Here is a 21,721-nt window from a genome sequence, read left to right on the forward strand (position 1 = left end):
CAGCCTTAGCCTATGGCCTCAAGCGCGAGTTCGCGCTCCAGCCAGGCGCGGAATTTCTGCACCGCCGGCCTGTCCGTGCTGTGGGCCGAAGTCACGATGCGGTAGGCCAGGCCATCCACCGTCTGGCCCGGCAAGACCACCGTGAGCTGGCCGCTGCGCAGCTGCGGCAGCATCAGCGGCGTGCGGCCTATGGCGATGCCGGCACCCTGCACGGCGGCGGTCAGCACGTGTTCGTATTGCGAGAAATACAGGCAGGGCTGCTGCGCCGACTGCTTGAGGCCCAGGCGTTCATACCAGTCCGGCCACGACATCCACGGAAACCGCGTGGCCGGGTCGTAGTACACCAGCAGCGGCGTGTGCAGAATGTCGGCGGCCGAATGGATGCGCGCCGCGACGGCCGGCGCGGCCACCAGCAGGGCCTGCTCCTGCAGCAGGGGCGGCGGGCCCTCATCACCCGGCTGCACCTGATAGAGCCGCACGGCCAGGTCCATCCCTTCGCGCTCCAGGTTGACCCGGTCTTCCGAGGCGTCGACGCGCACGTCGATGGCGGGCTCCAGCAACTGGAATTTTGCAAGCTTGGGCGCCAGCCACAGCGCGGCAAAAGAGGGTGTGGTGGTGACCGCCACCGAGACCCTGTCCACCGCCAGCAGGCGGTCCACGGCCGAGGCCAGTTGCGCCAGTGCCGCGCGGGCCGCCTCATACAGCTCACGGCCCTGGGGTGTCAGGCTCAGGCCCTTGCCGCCGCGCAGGAACAGCGCCGCGCCCAGTGCGTCCTCCAGGCCCTTGACCTGCTTGCTCACCGCCGACTGCGTGATGCACAGCTCCTCGGCCGCCGCGGTAAAGCTGAGGTGCCGCGCCGCCGATTCGAAACCGCGAATCGCGTCCAGCGACATGGCGCGCAGCGCGTGGGAGGAAGAAGGGCTCAGCATGGCATGAACAACATGAGTGGCATGAACGGTGGGAATACCCCGGATGACAAACCATCCGGCCGCGCGGGCCGGGACCAGGGAAGAATCAAACCACACTTTTGAAAGGCGTGGCCATGAACATCCCGCAAACCCCACAAACCCCGAGAACTCCCTTGACGCTCGGGTCCATCCCCCGGCCCCTGCGCCTGCCGCGCGGCCAGGTCCTGGCCTGCGCCGGCGGCTGCCTCTGGATCACCAGCGATGCGCTGGCCGGGCGCCGCGACAGCGACATCGTGCTGGAGCGCGGCCAGTTCTTCGTCACCCCGCAGGCCGCCACCTATTTTGTCGGCGCTCCACGCGGTAGCGGCGTGCTGTCATTTGTTTCACCCGACGCTACTGCCCGAAATCCCCTGGAGACTACATGTTGATAGAAACCGAACGCCGAGGCCAACACGCGGTGCTCACCCTGAACCGCCCCGAGAAACTGAACGCGCTGAGCTACGAACTGATAGACGAACTGATGGACAGGCTCAATGCCCTGGAGCGCGACGACAGCGTGCGCTGCCTGGTGTTGACCGGTGCGGGCGAAAAAGCCTTCAGCGCCGGCGCCGACATCGCGGGTTTCGCGCCCGACATTGCCGCCTCGCCCGAAACCGCCTGGCGCAACTTCGTGATGCGCGGCCAGGCCATGACGCGGCGCGTCGAGAACTACCCCAAGCCCATCATCGCGGCCGTCAACGGTATCGCCTTCGGCGGCGGCTGCGAGACCATGGAGGCCTGCAGCATCGCCATCGCGGCCGAACACGCCAGCTTTGCCAAACCCGAGATCCGCCTGGGCTTTCCGCCACCCTTCGGCGGCACCCAGCGCCTGCCGCGCCACATAGGCCGCAAGCGCGCCAATGAAATGATCCTGACCGGCGACGCCATCAGCGCCGAGGAAGCCCTGCTGATAGGCCTGGTCAACCACGTGGTGCCGGCCCATGAGCTGATGCCCGCCTGCCTGCGCATGGCCGACCGCATCGCCGAAAACTCCGCCGTGGCCGTGACGGCCTCGCTGCGCGCGGTGACGCGCGGGCTCAATGTCTCCATCGACGAGGGACTGGCCATAGAGGCCGCGCAGTTCATGATCGCGGCAGCTTCGCAGGATGCGCGCGAGGGCACGGCTGCGTTTGTCGAGAAGCGGCCGGCGGTGTTCAAGCACCGCTGAAACGGCTTTGCGCCGGCAGTCGCGGCGGCTTGCGCGGTTTGCGCTTCGGGGCGGTCCTGGCCTAGATCCGGCGTGTGCAGTCTTCCGGCCGCACCGAGGCCATGATGGCATCGATCAGATGCCGCGAGAATGCATCGCCCAGCGCGGACAGTGGTGATTTCTCCAGCGAGGCGATACCCAGCTGGTAGGCAATGCGGGGGCGAAACGGGCGGCTGCTGAAATTCATGCCGCGGCAATAGCTGGCCAACAGCGCGTTGACGATGGACACGCCCAGGCCTTGCGCGACGAAAGCGCAGGCCACGCCCACGGAGTGCACTTCGGCCCCTATGCGCGGCATCACGCGGGCTTGCCGGAACGCCATGTCGATCTCGTGGCGGATCATCCGCTGGCGGCCCAGCAGGACCAGCGATACATCGGCCAGGTCCAGCACGCCGACGGTTTCCAGTTTCTCCAGAGGGTGCCCTCGGGGCATGATGCACACGGCCTCCGCTTCGAGGCAGGCTTTGGCCTGGAGGCCTGCCATCTCCACCGGCAACCTGACCAGCCCCATATCGGCCTCGCGGCTCAACACGGCCCGTTCCGCATCCGAATACGAGCCGGACAGCACCTCAAGCACCGTGCCCGGATGCTGCCGCACAAAGCTGTCCACCACGGACGGCATGAGTTGCTGGGACAAGGTGCCGGGCACCGCGACTTTGAGCAACTGGCGGTTGAACCCGCCCAGGCGCAGCTGTTCGGTATGGCGGCGAAAGCACTGTGCGGCGTCGACCAGCCCCTGGGTGTCCTGGAGCAGGGCCTGGGCTTCGCGCGTGGGAAGCAACCGCCCCTTTTCGCGTACGAAAAGGCGCAAGCCCAGGTCTTCTTCAAACTGCGCCAGCAGCCGGCTGACCGCCGACTGCGACAAGTCCAGCCGTTGCGCCGCGCCCGTGGTCGAGCCTGAGGCCATGACCGCCTGGAAAACTTCGAGTTGCTTGAAATTCATGGCATGGGGCTCCGATGGGAGATGCATGTCACCGGCCGTCCGTTCGTGCTGTACGGGCCATGCTATTGCACCGGCGGGCGTACCGCCACTTCTTTGCGAATCGCATAGCCCCATGCGGATTCATCATACCGTTGCGGGTCCCGAACCCGCGCACCAGAATCCCGTCGCAGCAGACCTCTGCCACCTCTGCAACATATCCATCTAACGACGGGAGATTTTTTTCATGAACCTTCATGCGTGCGCGATCCTTCTCGGCGGCCTCCTGCTCACCGCGGCTGCTGTGCCGGCGGCCGGCCAGAACCTCATCTATGGGCAGGTACGCCTGACCCTCAACAGCACCAAGGCCGCTCCCGCGGGAGAAGTAACGGAGATGCGGGACAACGCATCGCGCCTGGGTATCCGCGGCGCCGAAGACCTGGGCGGCGGCCTGTCGGCCTTGTTCGGGATGGAGATGGGAATCGATGCGGATACCGGGGCGGCCACCGTTCCGGCCTACCGCAACAGCTATGTCGGGCTGCGCGGCGACTGGGGCGCCGTGGCGCTGGGACGCCTGGATTCCGCCAACCCCACCGGCTCACCCCTTTATTCGCAGGTGACCGCCATCACCAGCTTTGCCGCCAACGATGCCGGTGCCACCGCCATCGGCACGTCGATGCTGAACGCGCGCAACCGTACTTCCAATGCCGTGGGCTACGCCAGCCCCAACTTCTCGGGCTTTGACGTCCGTGCCCGTTACTACCTGCGCGGCGCGGTTGCCACACCCGATGTCGAGGACGGCTCCAAATCGCTGGATCTCGGGCTCAACTATGCCGACGGGCCGCTGAAGGCCGGGATCGGATTCGGGAAAGACACGCGCCCGGCGGGTTTGCTGGCCAATGAGTTTTCCGGCAAATGGCAAGCCGGTGCGCGCTATGCCTTTGGCGCCATCGAACCCTATGTGCTGGCCGGGCAGGACAAATACCAGAACACCGCGCTCACGCGCCGCTACGTGAACTACTGGATAGCCGGCGCCAAGTACAGCCAGGGCGCTCATGCGCTGGTGCTGAACCTGTTGCGACGGGATGTGCAGGCTTCACCGTCCGGCGTTCGCAGGCGCCATCAGCTGGCCTATACCTACGCGCTGTCCAAGCGGACCGAACTGCAGGCCTTCCTTGATCGGGACGGAGTCGATTCAAGCAAGGCCGGCGCGGCCATTCGCTCGGTGGGCGCCGGTATCCGCCACGATTTCTGATGGCCTTGCGTCCCCTATATCCCTTACATCCCCTTCTCCCGGAGAATACTTTCATGCGCAGACGCCTCTTCCTGTTGATCGCTGCTTTCTTCAACCTGGCCGGCCTGGCGGTGACCGGTGCCGCCCAGGCCGCCGGCTATCCCGAAAAACCCGTGCGCATCATCATCCCGTTTCCACCGGGGGCCGCGGCGGACAACGCCATGCGGGTGGTCACGCGCAAGCTCTCGGAGTACTGGGGCCAGCCCGTCATCGTCGACAACCGCCCGGGCGTTCCGGGCATGCAGGCCGCGGCGGCGGCGCCCGCGGACGGCTACACCCTGCTGCTGGGCGCAGGTTCCGGCATCGTGACCACCCCGCTTTTGAACAGCAAACTGCCCTACAACCCATCCCGGGATTTCACGCCCGTGGGCAAGGTCCTGACCAACACCCCGGTGCTGACCACCCATCCCTCGGTCGGCGTGAAATCCGTCAAGGAGCTTATTGCGCTGGCGAAAAGCAGGCCGGGGCAGCTCAACTACAGCTCCAGCGGCACGGGCGGCCCGAACCACCTGGCCATGGAGATGTTCCTGGCCATGACGGGGACCGAGATGGTCCACGTGCCTTACAAGGGAGCCGCGCCCTCCGTCAATGAACTGGTCGGCGGGCACGTCCAGCTGGGCATCAACGCGATACCCAGCGTGGCCCACCAGATCAGCGCCGGCAAGCTCACGGCCCTGGCCGTGGCCAGCCCCAGGCGTTCCGCATTGCTGCCGCAACTTCCCACCATGGCCGAAGCGGGCGTGCCGGGTTTTGAGTACGACATCTGGTACGGCCTGTTTGCGCCGGCCCGCACCCCGGCCGCGCGGGTGGACAAGGCCAGCGCGGACTTGCAGCGGGCGCTGCGCGACCCCGAAGTGGCCAGGCAACTGGTGGCGCAGGGCAGCGAGCCGGCACCCGGCAGCGCGCAGGATCTGGCCCGCTACATCCGGGAAGACACGGCGCGCTGGACCAAACTGATCGCAGAGCGCAAGCTCAAGATCGACTGACCGGGGACGCGCGGCATGAACTATTTGAAGCAAGGGCCGCAAGCGGCTCCCGCCGTTTCGGCGTCGCCGGCGAAACCGCTCCCTGAGGTGGCAAGCCAGCGCGATGTCATGGTGGTGATGCGCGATGGCATACACCTGGCCACGGATGTGTACCTTCCGGCTCGCGATGGCCGGGCCCTGCCGGGCCCGTTCCCGGTGCTGGTGGAGCGCACGCCCTACGGCAAAACCAACGAAACCGTCCGCGAGCGCACGGCGCGCGATCCACGTCCCGTCTCCCGCGCCGAGGTCGCGGCCCGGTTCGCGCGCAGCGGCTATGCGGTGGTCTTGCAGGACTGCCGGGGGCGCTTTGCATCCGAAGGCGTCTTCACCAAATACCTGGGAGAAGCCAACGACGGCCATGACACGCTGGCGTGGGTGGCCGCGCAGCCCTGGTGCAACGGCCGCATCGGCACACTGGGCTTGTCTTATGCGGCGCACACACAAACCGCGCTGGTGAGCCGGCGCCCGCCCGGCCTCGCGGCGATGTTCCTGGAGGCCGGCGGCTTTGCCAATGCCTACCGCGGCGGCATTCGCCACGGCGGCGCGTTTGAACTCAAACAGGCGACCTGGGCCTATACCAATGCCCAGCGGACCGGCCCCGCGCAGCGCGATGCCGTCATCCGGGCGGCGCTGGCCGCCGAGGACATCGCCGCCTGGTTCGCCGCCATGCCCTGGAAGCGCGGGCATTCGCCGCTGAAATGGGTGCCCGAATACGAGAACTACCTGTTCGAGCAATGGGAGCACGGCAACTTCGATGCCTATTGGCGCCAGCCGGAGCTTTATGCCGCCGGGCACTACGACAGCTTTGACGGCATCCCCACTCTGCTGATGTGCGGCTGGTGGGATCCCTATGCCCAGACCACCACCGACAACTACCTCGGAATTTCGCGCCGCGGCAAGGGCATGGCGCGCCTGGTGCTTGGGCCGTGGACCCACGGCGAGCGCAGCGTCACTTTCGCCGGGGACGTCGATTTCGGCCCGCAGGCCACGCTCGATGGAACGCTGGCAGAGGACCACCTGGCTTTTCGCCTCGCCTGGTTTGACCGTTGGCTCAAGGGCGACGTCAAAGGCGATGCCTCGCAGGGCACCGGCCGCAACGCAGACGATCCGGCGGTGCGCTATTTCCGCATGGGCGGCGGCTCGGGGCGCCGCACCGAAAGCGGTCGGCTCGACCATGGCGGCCGCTGGTGCACGGCCGGCGATTGGCCGCTCCCCGGCACCGAGTTCCGGCCCTACTACCTGCGGGCCGACGGCACGCTGCAAACGCAAATCCAGGCCCGGGAAGCCCCGGAGGCCGTGCTGGAATTTGACTTTGATCCGGCGCATCCGGTGCCGACCATCGGCGGATCCATCACCTCGGGCGAGCCCTTGATGACAGCCGGTACCTATGACCAGCGCACGCATCAAGGAATTTTCGGCGCCCGGCCTCCTTATCTGCCGCTTGCCGCGCGGCCGGACATCCTGGTGTTTGAAACGCCTGTGCTCGAGGGCGATATTGAAGTCACGGGCCCGGTCGTCATCAAGCTGTGGATTTCCTCGAGTGCGCCCGATACCGACTTCACCGCCAAGCTGATCGACGTGCATCCGCCCAATGCCGACTACCCGCAAGGCTACGCCATGAACCTCACCGACGGCATCCTTCGCTGCCGCTACCGGCGCTCCTGGGAAAACCCGGAACTGCTGGCGCCCGGCGAAATTGCCGAGATCACCATCGAGCCCATGCCCACCTCCAATCTCTTCAAGAAGGGGCATCGCATCCGCCTGGACATCTCCAGCAGCAACTTCCCGCGCTTCGATGTGAACCCCAACACCGGCGAGCCCGAAGGCCGTTCGCAGCGCCGGCAGGCGGCCGTCAACCGGGTGCATCTGTCGGCGGACAGGCCCTCGCTGCTGCTATTGCCCATCGTGCCGGCATCGGCCGAAAAAGGGCTTTGAACCCATGCGCCGATAATCGGTGCATGACTACCCCTTCCAAGACGCCCGCATCCGGCACAGCAAGCACTGACTTCAATACCCTGCCGCTGACCCCCGCCACGCTGGCCAACCTGCAGCAGCTCGGCTACCTGAGCATGACGCCCATCCAGGCCGCCAGCCTGCCGGTGGCGCTGCTGGGCAAAGACCTGATCGCCCAGGCCAAGACCGGCAGCGGCAAGACCGCCGCCTTTGCGATCCCGCTGCTGGCCAACCTCAATGCCCGCCGCTTCGCGGTGCAGGCCATGGTGCTGTGCCCCACACGCGAACTGGCCGACCAGGTCGCGACCGAGATCCGCCGCCTCGCGCGGGCCGAAGAGAACACCAAAGTCGTGGTGCTGTGCGGCGGTGTGCCGTTGCGCAACCAGACCGCCAGCCTGGAAAACGGCGCGCACATCGTGGTCGGCACACCCGGCCGCATCATGGACCATCTGGCGCGCGGCAACCTCACGCTTGAAGCGCTCAACACATTGGTGCTGGACGAAGCCGACCGCATGCTCGACATGGGCTTTTTCGAAGACATCGTCACCGTCGCCAAGCAGTGCCCCAAAGAGCGGCAAACCCTGCTGTTCTCGGCCACCTACCCCGAAGGCATCGCCAAGCTCAGCCAGCAGTTCATGAAGGCGCCGCAAACCATCACGGTCCAGGCGCAGCATGAAAAAACCAAGATACAGCAGCGCTGGTACCAGGTGCCCGACAGCGACCACGATGAAGCCCGCCTGGGCGCTGTCGCGCAGGTGCTGCGGCACTTCCGCCCGGCCAGCACCCTGGCCTTCTGCAACACCAAGTCGCAGTGCCGCGCACTGGTGGCGTATCTGAAAGACCAGGGTTTCAGCGCGCTGGCCCTGTTCGGCGAGCTTGAGCAGCGTGAGCGCGACCAGGTGTTGGTGCAGTTTGCCAACCGCAGCTGCTCGGTGCTGGTCGCCACCGACGTGGCCGCGCGCGGCCTGGACATCGCGCAACTCGCGATGGTCATCAACGTCGACGTCACGCCCGACGCCGAAGTGCACATCCACCGCATAGGCCGCACCGGCCGCGCCGACGAAGAGGGCTGGGCCATCAGCCTGGCCAGCATGGACGAGATGGGCTACGTCGGGAAAATCGAAGTGCTGCAGAAAGCCGAATCCGACTGGCACAAGCTGACCGAGCTGACGCCCGCCAGCAATGAGCCGCTGCTGCCACCCATGGTGACCCTGCAGATCGTTGGCGGCCGCAAGGAAAAAATCCGCGCCGGCGACGTGCTGGGTGCGCTGACCGGCGAGGCCGGCTTCACGCGCGAGCAAGTCGGCAAGATCAACGTCAATGAGTTCTCGACCTATGTCGCGGTGGACCGCCGCATCGCGAACGAAGCGTTGGACAAGCTTTCCACCGGCCGCGTCAAGGGCAAGAGCGTGAAGGTGCGGCTGCTCGAGGACTGAGGCGTGCGGAGCATTCACCGCCTTCAGTGAGGTCCCCGCCTCATTCGCGGGTCAATCTCAATATCTGCAACCGGCCGCGCATCTTGCGCGGCTTTTTTTCGCCTGGCTTTTGTTCGCAAAAAACTGATGCGACTGACTGGAACCTGGCGTCATAAGGTCGCGTTTTCTGTTCCCGCTTCTCGAATTCACTCTCTGAGAGCATCGCCGGCCCTCTGCGTTGAATCCCGCTGTTTCCCTCTGAATGCGCGGCTCATGCGGGTCGATGCGTGGGTGTCTGGGTCTGTGTCCACGTTTGTGTTTGTGTCCATTCACCCTATGAGAGACGTGCATGTACAGATGTTCAAACACTATTGGCGTCTTTCTCTTCCTCTCTTTACAGTCCAGCGACTGATCATGGCAAATAGAGGTATTAAGCAAGAGTCTCTCTTTAATCAATCGATGAATTTTCACAAAACAAACGCCATGGCTCTATTAACCATCATTTTTCTTGTACTTGGTACGGCCTCTTTTTTTTGCATCGTGTTATTTGCCGCATTCTATTCGTCGATCTACTGCCGCTACGCATTCTCAAGGAACGCGCCGAGAGTTTTCGGTAAGGACGCTGCGTCAACAGACGAAATAGTTGCCTATTACTGCACGAGAGTGTTTCTGACCAGCCTGGTTGGCTTGGTTTCCATCTACTTGTTTTATCTCCTCAAAGGCTAATCATGTTGGTTCCCGGATTTTGGTTCGTTCAACATAAAGTTGAAATCGACCTTCGATACCGCAGTGGAGCGATAACTTGAACATCAAACGTAATCCGCTTATCAATGGATTTGCAACTCTCGCGCGGTTCTACTGGCCCGATATTGCCTTGTTTGCAATGGTGTTGTTGGCGCCGGAAAAAACAGCTGTTTTTCTTGGTAATGCGCTTCGATATGGTTTTGGCGACTTTTGCGGGAAACATGAAATTATCTATTCGAGCGCCGTATTTTTGGGGGCGTCAGCGTGCTTCGGCACCTTTCATGCATGGAGAATTTTGTATTTCAGTCGAGTTGGAATTTCTAGTGATCCCGATGATTCTGCGAAGTCTTGGACCGTTCGCATCTTCGTGCTGATTACGATGTTGGCTATTGCGCGGAAGTCTATTGATGCGCGGAGCATCGGGCCAGCGGATCTGTCGTTCGGAGCCGTTGAAATAGAGCTTTTTTTTGCTTGGGTGTTCTCGCTAATTCTGATCGAAATGATCTCGCTATTGACCCGTCGGGTCATGACTATTCCTAGAAAAAAATAAACATGGCATTTGCAGTCCCACCCATCATTACCAATTCATGGGTATGAATGTGCACTATTACCACTCGCGCTTGTTGATCCCGCCTTGGGCAGACGTCCACGCCAACGTACAAGCGCTCATTCAATCAGTTGTTGTTAACCCGTAAATCCTGAATTCAGAAGGACATCATGACTGCTGCAAAACAAAACATCACTGCCGCCCAATTTGCCACCTTGGATGGACTGATTCGCAACGGCGACCGCGTTGCTTTTATTTGAAGTTAAACGAGTACACGGGTAGCACAACTTACGTCTTCACCCGCATCGCTGTGGCACTTTTCTCTAGATCGCAATTGTGACATGCGCCGTAGATCCCAAGCTTCAACTTTTCAAGGGGCGGCTATGAATAGTGATTTCTTGCATATGCAATCGGAACCGCGTTGATGGTAATGATTTATTTCGTGATCAGGAAAATCGGAAAGTCTAAAAAACCGGTGAGCTACCACTTGGTTGAACGAATCTTGATTTTCGGATTGGCTTTGGTTTTAGTGCTTGTAGCATTTTTATTAAATAGAAGATTCTGATATGGCTACAACGGTGACTAGGAAAACAAAAAAACAGAAGGAAGGATCGTGAAAAACTTCGTTTTGGATATGCAGATCGTGCTCTTAGTGCTTGTTCTCGTAGTTGTTGAGGCCATCGTCTTTAGCAAAGTTAAACCTTGGGTCCATCTCTTATTCTGGATCATCGGCGGTTTTGCTTTTGCATACTATTTTTCATAGGAAAAAAATGACCCCTTTCATCGTCACTCTCGCATGGAATTTTGTTCGTACTTCCTTTACTCGCCTGCCGGCTGACGCGAATGCCCCAACCCGACCGTTTAATCCTTTACAGATCGGGATGTACCAATATCAACCTGACGGTGAATGGCAACGTACACAATGGGATGGAAAGAACTGGATTCCCGAGCCAGGCGTAAATGCACCGAAGGACCTAAAAGACAAGCTGGATCAAGATCGGCAGAAATTGCTGGACCTCGACGCCAATCAACAAAAGGCTCTTGAAGATGCGTTAAAAGGGGCACTGCCGCTGTCATGGCCTGGCAATGACCTTGTTACTTGCTTGCAAACCCAATTTAACCAAGCTCAGCAAACCTCCAGCCCCCTGATTCTGGATCTCGACGGAAAGAACGGCGCAGAAACCCTGGGTAAAGACGGCGGCATCCACTTCGATCACGATGCCAATGGTTTCGCCGAACTCAGCGGCTGGGTGAGCAAGAGCGACGGCCTGCTGGTCTGGGACCGCAATGGCAACGGCCAGATCGACAACGGCGCCGAACTGTTCGGCAACAACACGGTCCTGAAGGACGGCAGCAAGGCTGCCAATGGCTTTGGCGCTCTGGATGAACTCGACGAGAACGAGGATGGAAAAGTGGATGCCGCAGATGCCGGTTTCGGAAAATTACGCATTTTCAAAGATGCGAACAGCAACGGGATGGCCGATGCCGGTGAACTGCTCACCCTGGCCCAAGCCGGCGTCAAGAGCCTAAACACCGGCTACACAACGCAGGCGGTGACAGACGTCAACGGCAACCAGCATTTGCAGATCGGCAGCTTCACCACCACGGGAGGACAGACCCGCGCCATGGACGACGTCTGGTTTGCCGTGGACCTGGCCCGTACTATCGAAACCAGCCTGGTTGCGGTCAACGGCACGATTGGCGCGCTGCCCGACCTGGCCGGCTTTGGCAATGTGCACAGCCTGCACCAAGCCATGGCACGCGACGCCAGCGGCAAGCTTCAGGGCTTGGTGCAGAATTTCGTCAAGAGCACTGACGCAGCCGTGCGCCACAACCTCTTTGACCAGATCCTGTGGGCCTGGACGGGTAGCGACAGGCAAGCGTCCGACAGCCGCGGTCTCTACATCGATGCGCGCAAGCTCTACGCCATCGAAGCCTTTATGGGCCAGGACTATGTGCAGGTAGGCTACGGCGGCCCCGGCCCGGTACCCCCGGGGTCTCATGCCTCCGAGGTTTTGAGCCAGGCCTACGCCGAACTCAGCGAGACCCTGTACCAGCAGCTCATGACCCAAGGCTTTTATCGTCCTTTGTACGACAGCATCGCCCTGCAATGGAACGCCGCGACCCAGAACCTGGAGTTGGACGTCAGCGCCCTGGCCGCCCTGCTGAGAACGCAGTACAACGCCAACCCCGCCCAGGGCCAGGCCGTGGTCGCCGAATTCATCGGCAACCTCAAGACCATGGGCGATGCCGGCATGCAGGTCTTCGCCAAACTCCAGCAGCGCGGGAGCATCAAAGGCCAAGGCTTTGACTGGTACCTGGCCACCATGGGGGATGACGTTGTCATGGGAGGGGATGGCGCCGACACGCTCAACGGCGGCATAGGTGCCGACAGGCTGAATGGCGGAGCCGGCAATGATGTGTTGGACGGCGGCGCCGGCAACGACACCCTGGTCGGTGACCTGGGCAACAACACCTACCTCTTCGGCAAAGGCGACGGCCAGGATGTGATCATCGGCTCCGCCGGTTACGCGGGCTATGGCGACAGCACCGTGGGCAAGCGCAACACCCTGCAGTTCAAGGCCGGTGTGCTGGCTTCGGAAGTGACCGTCAGGCAGGTCTACGATGCCGACTTTGCCAGCACCAGGGCGCTGGAGGTCTCCATTGAGGGTCGGACCGACAGGGTCACCATCGACAATTTTTTCGCCGGTGACGATACCGCGAATGCCGTTAATGGCCTGCAGCAAATCAGGTTTGCCGACGGCACCGTGTGGAATATTGCCACCATCCTGGGCAAGGTGTTCGCCGGAACCGGCGGGATTGATTACATTCGCGGCACCCTTAACGCGGACACCCTCAACGGCGGTGCGGGCGACGACAGCCTCAACGGCGCGGCCGGCAATGACACGCTCAACGGCGGCGCGGGCGATGACATGCTCAATGGCGAGGAGGGAGCCGACACCCTGGATGGCGGCGCCGGCAACGACACCCTGGGTGGTGGTAGAGGCAACAACGTATACCTGTTCGGCAGAGGCGATGGGCAGGACACGGTATACACCTACGATGACACCGCCGGCAGGCTGGCGACGCTGCAGTTCAAGAGCGGCGTGCTCAGCTCGCAGCTCATTCTCAAGGAGGCCGACGGCACGCTCGGCAGCATGCGCGCACTGGAGGTTTCCATCGCGGGGACCAGCGACAAGATCACCATGAACGGCTTCTTCTACGGCGGCGACGCGGCCAGCGCCTACAACGGCGTGCAGCAGTTCAGGTTTGCCGACGGCACCGTGTGGAACCTGGCCGCCATCCAGAGCAAGCTGTTTGCCGGCACCGCCGGCGACGACACGCTGCTCGGCACCAACGGCGCGGAAACCATCAGCGGCGGCGCGGGCAGTGACAGGCTCTACGGGTCATGGGGCAATGACGTCCTCAACGGCGGCGACGGTGACGATTCGCTGCAAGGCGAAGAGGGCAACGACACCCTCAATGGCGGGGCCGGTAACGACTACCTCTACGACGGTGTCGGCAGCAACACGCTGGACGGTGGCGCCGGCAGGGACACGCTGGTCGGGAGCGGAGGCAACAACGTCTTCCTGTTCGGCAAGGGCGACGGGCAGGACGTCATCGGCAACCGCTACGACCTCGCGCGAAGCACGCTCAACACCTTGCAGTTCAAGGCCGGCGTGCTCGGCTCGGACATCGTTCTCAGGCAGGTCACGGACCCGTTCTGGACCGACCTGGCGCTGGAGGCCTCGATTGCCGGCACCGCCGACAAGATTGCCATCAGCGGCTTCTTCTACAACGACGACCCGGGCGCTTACGGCGGCGTGCAGCAGTTCAGGTTTGCCGACGGCACGCTGTGGAATATCGCGACGATCCAGAGCAAGCTGTTTGCCGGAACCGCCGGCAACGACGCCCTTCGCGGCACGGCTGCCGCTGAAAGCATGAGTGGAGGTGCGGGCGATGACAGTCTCAACGGCTCGGGTGGCAACGACACCCTTAATGGCAGCGATGGGGCCGATATGCTCAATGGCGACGCCGGCAACGACGCCCTCAATGCGGGTGTCGGCAATGACGCCCTGGACGGCGGGGAAGGCAACGATGTGCTCAATGGTGACCTGGGCAACGACACCCTCTACGGCGGCGCCGGCAACGATACGCTGGATGGCGGCGCCGGCAATGACAGCCTGTCGGGCGGCACGGGCAACAACGTCTTCCTGTTCGGCAAAGGCGATGGGCAGGATTTGCTCGGCTACCACGACGACGGCACGGCCGGCCGCCTGAGTACCCTGCAGTTCAAGGCTGGCGTGCTGGCCTCGGAGATCGTACTCAGGCAGGTCGCCGACAGCACCTTTGGCGGTACCAGCGCACTGGAGGTGTCCATTGCGGGCACTGCCGACAAGATCACCGTGAACGGTTTCCTCTACGGCGACAGCACCGCCAGCGCGTACAACAGCGTGCAGCAGTTCAAATTCGCGGACGGCACCGTGTGGAACCTCGCGGCGATCCAGGGCAGGCTGTTTGCCGGAACGGCCGGCAACGATGTGTTGAGCGGCACCACAACCGCCGACACGCTTTCCAGCCAGGCAGGCAACGACACCTTGTATGGACGTGGCGGCAACGACAGCCTGAGTGGCGGCGCCGGCGATGACATCTTGTACGGCGAGGACGGAAACGACAGCCTGGATGGCGGCACCGGCAACGACAGCTTGTATGGCGGCCTGGGCAACGATACGTATACGATGGACAGCGCCGCCGACGGGGTGGTCGAACTGGCGGGCGAAGGCGTAGACCTGGTCAATGCCTCGATCAGCTACACCTTGGGCAACGATGTCGAGAACCTGACGCTTACCGGAACCGGAGTTATCAACGGCATCGGCAATACGCTGAACAACACGCTCACAGGCAACGCGGCGGCCAATGCCCTGGCAGGGGGCGCGGGCAACGACACGCTGGCCGGCGGGGCGGGCAATGACATCTATGTGCTCAATCGCGGCGATGGCAGTGACACCGTCCAGGAAAACGGCGCCACCGCCGGCAACCGCGACACCGCGCAGTTCGGGTCCGGCATCACGGCCAGCCAGCTGTGGTTCCGCAAGGTGAGCAACAACCTGGAGGTGAGCATCATCGGTACCGTGGACAAGATCACGGTGCAAAACTGGTACTTGGGCAACCCCTATCACGTCGAGCAGATCAAGAGTGGCGACGGCAAGCTGCTGCAGGACACTCAGGTCGACAAGCTGGTGCAGGCCATGGCCGGCTTTACGCCGCCGGCCATGGGGCAGACAAGCCTGACGGCGGCGCAGCAGACGGCGCTGGCGCCCGTGCTGGCCGCCAACTGGCATTGAACTGTCCGCGTTCCCCGCGCCCGCCTCAACGCGCGGCCAGCGCCGCGCGGTTCGACACCAGGATATTGCCTTTCTCCAGCCGCCCTCCGGCCTGGATGGCGGTGATCCACGCATCGGTAGACCCGGCGGCGGCAAAGCGCGAGTGGAACACCACGCTGAACACGCGGTGGATTTCCTCGGCGCTGGCGCTGCCGGCTTCGTTGGCATAGGGCAGGGCGCCGGTGGCGTCTGTCAAAAACTCGACGTGCAGGCCACGGTGCGTGGCTTCAAAAATCGTGGAGGCGTCGCAGTTGTGCGTCATGTAGCCGACCACGGTGAGGGTGTCTATGCCGTGCTGTTCCAGCCAGGCTGCAAAGTCGGTGCCGGTGTAGACGCTGGGCCAGGCTTTTTCGATGTAATGGTCGCGCGGGCGGCTGGCCACGGTCTCGTGCAGCGCCCAGGTGGCGGAGCCCTTGGCGAACACCGGCGCGGCGGCGGATTCGCTGTGCTGCACCACGACGATTGGAATGCCGGCCGCGCGGGCGGCGTCCATGGCGCGGCCTATGTTGGGCAGGGTCTGCGCGATGGGCGGGTATTCGATCAGCAGGCCGCCGTTGAAGTACTCCATCTGCACGTCGATCACGACGAGGGCGCGGCGCGGGGCTTTGGGGGTGGTGGTGTTGCTGGTGGTCATGGAAAGTTTCCTGTGCTTGAAGCGGTGGTGGTTGGTGATAGATGAATTGTTGGCTTGAATGCGCTTGCATGACAGTGGCCCGAATGACAATGCACGATAGAATCGGGCCATGTCACCCAGATCCCTGCATCCAGCCCGAAAAGCCGCTGCCAAACCCGGAAAACTCACCGCGCGCCAGGACGGCAGCGTGGCCGTGGTCGCCTTTGACGGCATCAGCCCGTTTCATCTGTCGGTTCCCTGCATGGTCTTCGGCAACGACTTCTCGGCGACGGACCAGCCGCGCTTCAAGCTTGTGGTGTGCGCTGAAAAGCCCGGCACGCTGCGCACCACCTCGGGCTTCGGCATCCAGGTGGACAAAGGCCTGGGCGCGCTGACCAAGGCGCAGACCATCGTGGTGCCGTCCTGGCGTGACGCGATGGAGCGTCCGCCCGAAGCCCTGCTCAAGGCCTTGCAGGCCGCGCACAGGCGCGGCGCGCGCATCGTGGGCCTGTGCCTGGGCGCGTTTGTGCTGGCCGAGGCCGGCCTGCTGGACGGCCGGCCGGCGACCACACACTGGGCGCTGGTGCCGGCCTTTGCCGCGCGCTACCCCAAAGTACGGTTGCAGCCCGACGTGCTCTATGTGGACGACGGCGACGTGCTGACCTCGGCCGGCACGGCGGCCGGCATCGATTGCTGCCTCCATGTGCTGCGCCTGGACTATGGCGCTGAAGTGGCGAATCGCGTGGCGCGCCGCATGGTGGTGGCGCCGCAGCGCCAGGGCGGGCAGGCGCAGTATGTCGAGCAGCCTTTGCCGGCCACGGGCGCCGACCACCGGCTGTCGGCCATCCTGGCCTGGGTGCAGAAAAACCTGGGCCAGCCGCACAGCCTGGACGCCCTGGCGGCGCGCGCGCTGATGAGCCGGCGCACCTTCACGCGGCATTTCCGGCAGGTCACGGGCACCACGGTGGGCCAGTGGCTCACCAGCCAGCGCCTGGGCCTGGCGCAGCGCCAGCTGGAGTCAACCGACCGCTCCATGGAGCAGATCGCGCTTGATGCGGGCTTCGGCTCGGCGGTGTCGCTGCGCCAGCATTTCGCGGCGACGCTGGGGACTTCGCCATCGGCATACCGGCGCGAGTTCCGCGGCGTCTAGAGCCACTCACAAAACCCTCCTGGCGTTGTTGCGCCGCCTTGCCGTACTGGTGTACTGTCTGCGGCGACGCGCCTAGCCAGGACCGCTTCGCTGGGTTTTGTGAGCGGCTCTAAGAAAAAACTCGCGACCACAAGGCCTTTGTAGGCCTCGGCGACGCGAGGCTGTCGGCTTGGAAAGCCAGGGCTTCCCGGCAAATTTCGCCAAGCGTGGATACGGCCCTTTTTTGCGCGCCTAATGGGTGGCGACAGCGAACGACTCCGTTCGCCGCGCACATAGCGGCTCCTTGTCTTTGGAGCCAAACCCCAAGACAGAAGGCATCCCATGGTCAGGCTTGAATTTTCCACCGTGCTGGGCTACGAGGTGATGGCGCCCGGCGCCGACTTCATCTTCAACATCCAGGCCGCGTACACGCCGCGGCAATGGGTCGTGAACGAGTCGCTGGGCCTGAGCCAGCCGGTGCCCACCAGCAGCTATACCGACCCGGCCACGCAAAGCCGCTTTCTGCGCCTGCACGCCGAGCCGGGCACGTTCACGCTGAGCTATACGGCGGTCGTGGACCTGGTTCACTACGAGGCGCAGCCGGGTTCGCTGCCCGAACTGAGCCCGCTGGCGCTGCCCGGCGAGGTGCTGCCTTATCTTTATCCCAGCCGCTATTGCCAGTCGGACCGGTTGATGACGCTGGCCAACAGCCAGTTCGGCCACCTGCCGCTCGGTTATGGCCGCGCGCGGGCGATTTGCGACTGGGTGCAGCGGCACGTGAGCTTCCAGGGCAATACCAGCAACAGCATGACTTCGGCCATCGACACCCTGATAGAACGGGTGGGCGTGTGCCGCGATTTTGCGCATTTGATGATCGCGTTGTGCCGCGCGGCCAGCCTGCCGGCGCGCATGGCCAGCGGCATGGACTACGGCGCCGACCCCGCGCTGGGCCCGCCGGATTTCCATGCCTACGTCGAGGTCTACCTGGGTGACCGCTGGTACATCTTCGACCCTTCGGGCACGGCGATTCCCATGGGCTTTGTGCGCTTCGCCACGGGGCGCGATGCGGCCGACATTGCGTTCGCCACGATTTTTGGCAGCGTGCAGGCGGCGCAGCCGCAGATTCATATTGAGGCCGTGCCCAACGGCCAGGGGCAGCTGGTGGTGCCGCAGCACGTCAACTACGCCTTGTCGACGGACGGGCCTTGATCGCCTGAACCTTGGCTTGCCCATAAAAAAAGCGCGCAGGTTTTGCGCGCTTTTTTGTTGGCGTTGCGGCCGCTCAGGCTTGCTGCGATGCCGCTTTGGCGGCGTTGCGGCGGCGCTCCAGGAAGGCCTGCAACTCGCCGATCACGCCCTTGCGGAAGGCCAGCACGCACAGCACAAAGATGGCGCCGATGATGACGGTGACCCAGGAGCCGACTTTGTCGGCCAGCAGGTTTTGCAGCGCGATCACGATGCCCGAGCCCATGACCGGGCCGAAGAAAGTGCCCACGCCGCCCAGCAGCGTCATCAGGATGACTTCGCCGGACATGGACCAGTGCACGTCGGACAGCGTCGCAAAACCCATGACTAGCGTCTTCATCGAACCGGCGAGGCCCGCCAGCGAAGCCGACAGCACAAAGGCCAGCAGCTTGTAGCGGTCGACGTTGTAGCCGAGCGAGATGGCGCGGGGCTCGTTCTCGCGGATCATCTTGAGCACCTGGCCGAAGGGCGAGTGCACGATTCGCGAGATGAACAGGAAGCAGCCCACAAAAATCGCCACCACCACGTAATACAGGTAGATGTCGGATTCGAGCGGGAGCAGGCCGAACAGCTTGCCGCGCGGCACGCCCTGCAGGCCGTCCTCGCCACCGGTAAATTTCGCCTGCAGGCAGACGAAGTAAACCATCTGCGCGATGGCCAGCGTGATCATGGCGAAGTAAATGCCCTGGCGGCGTATCGCCACCAGGCCGACCAGCAAGCCTATCAGGCCGGCCGCCACCGCGCCGGCCAGCAGGGCCAGCTCGGGTGTCCAGTTCTGCGACTTGATGAACCAGCCGGTGACATAGGCCGCCGAACCGAAGAAAGCCGCGTGGCCGAAAGACAGCAGGCCGGTAAACCCCAGCAGCAAGTTGAAGGCGCAGGCAAACAGCGCGAAGCACAGCAGCTTCATCACAAACACCGGGTAGAGGCCCAGGAAAGGCGCTGCCAGCGCAAAGGCCAGCAGGACGAGGTAGGTGATGCGCAGCATGTTGGCGGCTTTGGTGGAGAGGGTGCTCATGGTCAAACCTCCTTTCCGAAGAGGCCGGCTGGGCGGAACATCAGAACAATCACCATGATGACGAACACAACAATATTGGAGGCTTCAGGGTAAAAAACACGGGTCAGGCCTTCGACGATGCCCAGGCCCAGGCCGGTGATGACCGAGCCGAGGATGGAGCCCATGCCGCCGATCACGACGACGGCGAAGACCACGATGATCAGGTTGGAGCCCATGAGCGGGTTGACCTGGATGATGGGCGCAGCCAGCACGCCGGCGAGCGCCGCCAGCGCGGCGCCGGCGCCGTAGGTCAGCATCACCATCATGGGCACGTTGACGCCGAAAGCCTGCACCAGCGGCGCGTTTTCAGTGCCTGCCCGCAGGTAGGCACCCAGCCGGGTGCGCTCGATCAGGAACCAGGTGCCCAGGCAGACCACCAGCGACACCACCACCACCCAGGCGCGGTAAATCGGCAGGCGCATGAAGCCGAGGTCCATGGCGCCGGCCAGCAGGTCGGGCACGTTGTAGTTCTGGCCCGAGACGCCGTAAATCTCTCGGAAAACGCCTTCGAGCACCAGCGCCAGGCCGAAGGTCAGCAGCAGGCCGTAGAGCGGGTCGAGTTTGTACAGATGCTTGAGGAAAAGCCGTTCGATGATGACGCCGAGGATGCCGACCGTCAGCGGCGCCAGCACCAACGCGAACCAGTAGTTCATGCCGAACATGTCCAGCATGATCCAGGCGGCGAAGGCGCCCAGCATGTAAAGCGCACCGTGCGCGAAGTTGACGATGCCCAGCAGGCCAAAAATCACCGCGAGCCCCAGGCTCAGCATGGCGTAGAAGGCGCCATTGACCAGGCCCAGCATCAGCTGGCCCATAAACGCTTGCAGGGGAATACCGAAAATTTCCATGGGAACCTGTCAGGACACCGATACCGTTAGTCGTGGCGGGAATGGGAGGGTGCTTCATTAAAGATGCAGCCGGCCATCCCTGCGGATGACCGGCTGGATCAAACCCCTCGTTCTTCTCCGTTTTTTTGCCGTCAGTTCAAGGCTTGCGCCATGACTCCATTTACTCCATTACTTCTTCACAGCCGCGCACTTGGACTCGGCCACCGTGGTGAAGGCCTGGTCGCCGGGCACCTTGGCGATGGTCTTGTAGTAGTCCCATGGCGTGCTGGAATCCTTGGCGCTCTTGACTTCATAGAGGTACATGTCGTGGATCATGCGGCCGTCGGCGCGGATCTGGCCCTTGTTGTAGAAGTCGTCGATCTTCATGCCCTTGAGCGTGCTCATGACCTTGTCGGAATCGGTGGTGCCGGCGGTCTGCACGGCCTTGAGGTAGCTCATGGTGGCCGAGTAGTCGGCCGCCTGCAGGCTGGACGGCATGCGCTTGTATTTGTCGAAGAAGCGCTTGGCGAACTTGCGCGAGGCGTCGTCCTGGTTCCAGTACCAGCTGTCGGCCAGTTGCAGGCCTTCGGTGTTGGCCAGGCCCAGGGAGTGCACGTCGTTAATGAACACCAGCAGGCCGGCGACCTTCATGGTCTTGCCGATGCCGAATTCCTTGGCGGCCTTCATGGCGTTGGTGAAGTCGCCGCCGGCGTTGGCCAAGGCCAGGATCTGCGCCTTGGACGATTGCGCCTGCAGCAGGAAAGACGAGAAGTCGGAAGCGTTCAGCGGGTGGCGCACGGTGCCGGCGACGGTGCCGCCGTTGGCCTTGACCACGGTGGAGGCATCGCCTTCGAGCGAGTAGCCGAAAGCATAGTCGGCGGTCAGGAAGTACCAGCTCTTGTTGCCGGCCTTGACCAGCGCGGAGCCGGCCACCTTGGCCAGCGACACCGTGTCGTAGGCGTAGTGCACGGTGTAGGGAGAGCAGTCCTCATTGGTCAGGCGGGCGGAGCCGGCGCCGATGACGAGGAAGGGTTTTTTCTTTTCGGTGGTGACTTTGGACATGGCCAGGGCCGTGCCGGAGTTGGTGCCGCCAATCAGCATCTGCAGGCCGTCCTTGTCGATCCACTCGCGTGCCTTGGACGATGCGACGTCGGCCTTGTTCTGGTGGTCGGCGCTCAGCACTTCGATGGGGCGGTTCAGGACCTTGCCGCCGAAATCCTGCACGGCCCACCTGAGCATTTCCGCGCCGGCGGGGCCGTCGATGTCGGCATACAGGCTGGACATGTCGGTGATGATGCCGATCTTGATCGGGCCGGTGTTCTGCGCGAAGGCGGCGCCGGTGAGGCCGAGGGCGAGTGCGGCAACAAGTGCTTTGAGTTTCATGGTGTCTCCTGTTATTGAGGGGGTGAAAGGTG

16 protein-coding genes are annotated in these 21,721 nt (G+C 63.1%); 10 read left to right on the forward strand and 6 right to left on the reverse strand.

Going from position 1 to position 21,721, the window contains the following annotated elements; all coding sequences use genetic code 11:
* Nucleotides 1-5: 5 nt before the first annotated feature.
* Complete coding sequence (locus AC1D1Y_RS01240; protein ID WP_477675214.1) at nt 6-929, reverse strand: LysR substrate-binding domain-containing protein; 924 nt, start codon at nt 927-929, stop codon at nt 6-8.
* A gap of 152 nt (nt 930-1,081) precedes the next feature.
* Between AC1D1Y_RS01240 and AC1D1Y_RS01245 the strand changes: the two genes are divergently transcribed.
* Together AC1D1Y_RS01245 and AC1D1Y_RS01250 are read left to right on the forward strand one after the other, a co-directional pair.
* A complete protein-coding gene (locus AC1D1Y_RS01245) occupies nt 1,082-1,336 on the forward strand; it encodes a DUF2917 domain-containing protein (RefSeq protein WP_477680745.1) in 255 nt (84 codons plus the stop codon).
* Nucleotides 1,330-2,115, forward strand: coding sequence for a crotonase/enoyl-CoA hydratase family protein (locus tag AC1D1Y_RS01250; protein WP_477680746.1), 786 nt, complete (start codon nt 1,330-1,332; stop codon nt 2,113-2,115). Before AC1D1Y_RS01245 ends, AC1D1Y_RS01250 begins: the two co-directional genes overlap by 7 nt.
* Nucleotides 2,116-2,176: 61 nt before the next feature.
* On the opposite strand, the gene AC1D1Y_RS01255 is transcribed toward AC1D1Y_RS01250, so the two are convergent.
* Nucleotides 2,177-3,097, reverse strand: coding sequence for a LysR family transcriptional regulator (locus AC1D1Y_RS01255; protein ID WP_477680747.1), 921 nt, complete (start codon nt 3,095-3,097; stop codon nt 2,177-2,179).
* 223 nt (nt 3,098-3,320) lie between these two features.
* On the opposite strand from AC1D1Y_RS01255, the gene AC1D1Y_RS01260 reads away from it, so the two are divergent.
* From AC1D1Y_RS01260 to AC1D1Y_RS01285, 6 genes are all read left to right on the forward strand, one after another.
* Nucleotides 3,321-4,328: a porin gene (locus AC1D1Y_RS01260; RefSeq protein ID WP_477680748.1), complete on the forward strand. Its 1,008-nt coding sequence runs from the start codon at nt 3,321-3,323 to the stop codon at nt 4,326-4,328.
* 53 nt (nt 4,329-4,381) lie between these two features.
* Entirely contained in the window at nt 4,382-5,353 is a 972-nt protein-coding gene (locus tag AC1D1Y_RS01265) for a Bug family tripartite tricarboxylate transporter substrate binding protein (RefSeq protein ID WP_477680749.1), read from the forward strand.
* 15 nt (nt 5,354-5,368) lie between these two features.
* Nucleotides 5,369-7,327 carry a CocE/NonD family hydrolase gene (locus AC1D1Y_RS01270; protein WP_477680750.1) on the forward strand — a complete coding sequence of 653 codons (1,959 nt, stop codon included), beginning with the start codon at nt 5,369-5,371 and terminating at the stop codon, nt 7,325-7,327.
* Nucleotides 7,328-7,350: 23 nt separating this feature from the next.
* Nucleotides 7,351-8,781, forward strand: a complete 1,431-nt coding sequence (dbpA, locus tag AC1D1Y_RS01275) for an ATP-dependent RNA helicase DbpA (RefSeq protein WP_477680751.1) — start codon at nt 7,351-7,353, stop codon at nt 8,779-8,781.
* Nucleotides 8,782-9,562: 781 nt separating this feature from the next.
* Complete coding sequence (locus tag AC1D1Y_RS01280; RefSeq protein WP_477680752.1) at nt 9,563-10,054, forward strand: hypothetical protein; 492 nt, start codon at nt 9,563-9,565, stop codon at nt 10,052-10,054.
* 1,100 nt (nt 10,055-11,154) lie between these two features.
* Nucleotides 11,155-15,396 (forward strand): calcium-binding protein, encoded by a 4,242-nt coding sequence (locus AC1D1Y_RS01285; protein WP_477680753.1) that lies wholly within the window; start codon nt 11,155-11,157, stop codon nt 15,394-15,396.
* 25 nt (nt 15,397-15,421) lie between these two features.
* Here AC1D1Y_RS01285 and AC1D1Y_RS01290 read toward each other — a convergent pair whose 3' ends face one another.
* Entirely contained in the window at nt 15,422-16,069 is a 648-nt protein-coding gene (locus AC1D1Y_RS01290; protein ID WP_477680754.1) for a cysteine hydrolase family protein, read from the reverse strand.
* Between the two features lie 109 nt (nt 16,070-16,178).
* Here AC1D1Y_RS01290 and AC1D1Y_RS01295 point away from each other — a divergent pair, with 109 nt between their 5' ends.
* Both AC1D1Y_RS01295 and AC1D1Y_RS01300 read left to right on the forward strand, forming a co-directional pair.
* Nucleotides 16,179-17,198 carry a GlxA family transcriptional regulator gene (locus AC1D1Y_RS01295; protein WP_477680755.1) on the forward strand — a complete coding sequence of 340 codons (1,020 nt, stop codon included), beginning with the start codon at nt 16,179-16,181 and terminating at the stop codon, nt 17,196-17,198.
* A gap of 321 nt (nt 17,199-17,519) precedes the next feature.
* Nucleotides 17,520-18,386: a transglutaminase-like domain-containing protein gene (locus tag AC1D1Y_RS01300; protein ID WP_477680756.1), complete on the forward strand. Its 867-nt coding sequence runs from the start codon at nt 17,520-17,522 to the stop codon at nt 18,384-18,386.
* A gap of 73 nt (nt 18,387-18,459) precedes the next feature.
* On the opposite strand, the gene AC1D1Y_RS01305 is transcribed toward AC1D1Y_RS01300, so the two are convergent.
* The 3 genes from AC1D1Y_RS01305 to AC1D1Y_RS01315 all read right to left on the reverse strand — a co-directional run bounded on the left by AC1D1Y_RS01305 (nt 18,460) and on the right by AC1D1Y_RS01315 (nt 21,689).
* Entirely contained in the window at nt 18,460-19,440 is a 981-nt protein-coding gene (locus AC1D1Y_RS01305; RefSeq protein ID WP_477680757.1) for a branched-chain amino acid ABC transporter permease, read from the reverse strand.
* A gap of 2 nt (nt 19,441-19,442) precedes the next feature.
* Entirely contained in the window at nt 19,443-20,327 is an 885-nt protein-coding gene (locus tag AC1D1Y_RS01310; RefSeq protein WP_477653742.1) for a branched-chain amino acid ABC transporter permease, read from the reverse strand.
* Nucleotides 20,328-20,495: 168 nt separating this feature from the next.
* Nucleotides 20,496-21,689 carry an ABC transporter substrate-binding protein gene (locus AC1D1Y_RS01315; RefSeq protein ID WP_477680758.1) on the reverse strand — a complete coding sequence of 398 codons (1,194 nt, stop codon included), beginning with the start codon at nt 21,687-21,689 and terminating at the stop codon, nt 20,496-20,498.
* Between the last annotated feature and the right edge of the window lie 32 nt (nt 21,690-21,721).

It is taken from the genome of Polaromonas sp. P1_G1 (assembly GCF_056405595.1).

Bases quoted from the DNA above. Each gene is read 5' to 3' on its own strand.
- AC1D1Y_RS01240 (WP_477675214.1), bottom strand. From the start codon at position 929: ATGCTGAGCCCTTCTTCCTCCCACGCGCTGCGCGCCATGTCGCTGGAC.
- AC1D1Y_RS01250 (WP_477680746.1), top strand. From the start codon at position 1,330: ATGTTGATAGAAACCGAACGCCGAGGCCAACACGCGGTGCTCACCCTG.
- AC1D1Y_RS01255 (WP_477680747.1), bottom strand. From the start codon at position 3,097: ATGAATTTCAAGCAACTCGAAGTTTTCCAGGCGGTCATGGCCTCAGGC.
- AC1D1Y_RS01260 (WP_477680748.1), top strand. From the start codon at position 3,321: ATGAACCTTCATGCGTGCGCGATCCTTCTCGGCGGCCTCCTGCTCACC.
- AC1D1Y_RS01265 (WP_477680749.1), top strand. From the start codon at position 4,382: ATGCGCAGACGCCTCTTCCTGTTGATCGCTGCTTTCTTCAACCTGGCC.
- AC1D1Y_RS01270 (WP_477680750.1), top strand. From the start codon at position 5,369: ATGAACTATTTGAAGCAAGGGCCGCAAGCGGCTCCCGCCGTTTCGGCG.
- dbpA (WP_477680751.1), top strand. From the start codon at position 7,351: ATGACTACCCCTTCCAAGACGCCCGCATCCGGCACAGCAAGCACTGAC.
- AC1D1Y_RS01290 (WP_477680754.1), bottom strand. From the start codon at position 16,069: ATGACCACCAGCAACACCACCACCCCCAAAGCCCCGCGCCGCGCCCTC.
- AC1D1Y_RS01295 (WP_477680755.1), top strand. From the start codon at position 16,179: ATGTCACCCAGATCCCTGCATCCAGCCCGAAAAGCCGCTGCCAAACCC.
- AC1D1Y_RS01300 (WP_477680756.1), top strand. From the start codon at position 17,520: ATGGTCAGGCTTGAATTTTCCACCGTGCTGGGCTACGAGGTGATGGCG.
- AC1D1Y_RS01305 (WP_477680757.1), bottom strand. From the start codon at position 19,440: ATGAGCACCCTCTCCACCAAAGCCGCCAACATGCTGCGCATCACCTAC.
- AC1D1Y_RS01310 (WP_477653742.1), bottom strand. From the start codon at position 20,327: ATGGAAATTTTCGGTATTCCCCTGCAAGCGTTTATGGGCCAGCTGATG.
- AC1D1Y_RS01315 (WP_477680758.1), bottom strand. From the start codon at position 21,689: ATGAAACTCAAAGCACTTGTTGCCGCACTCGCCCTCGGCCTCACCGGC.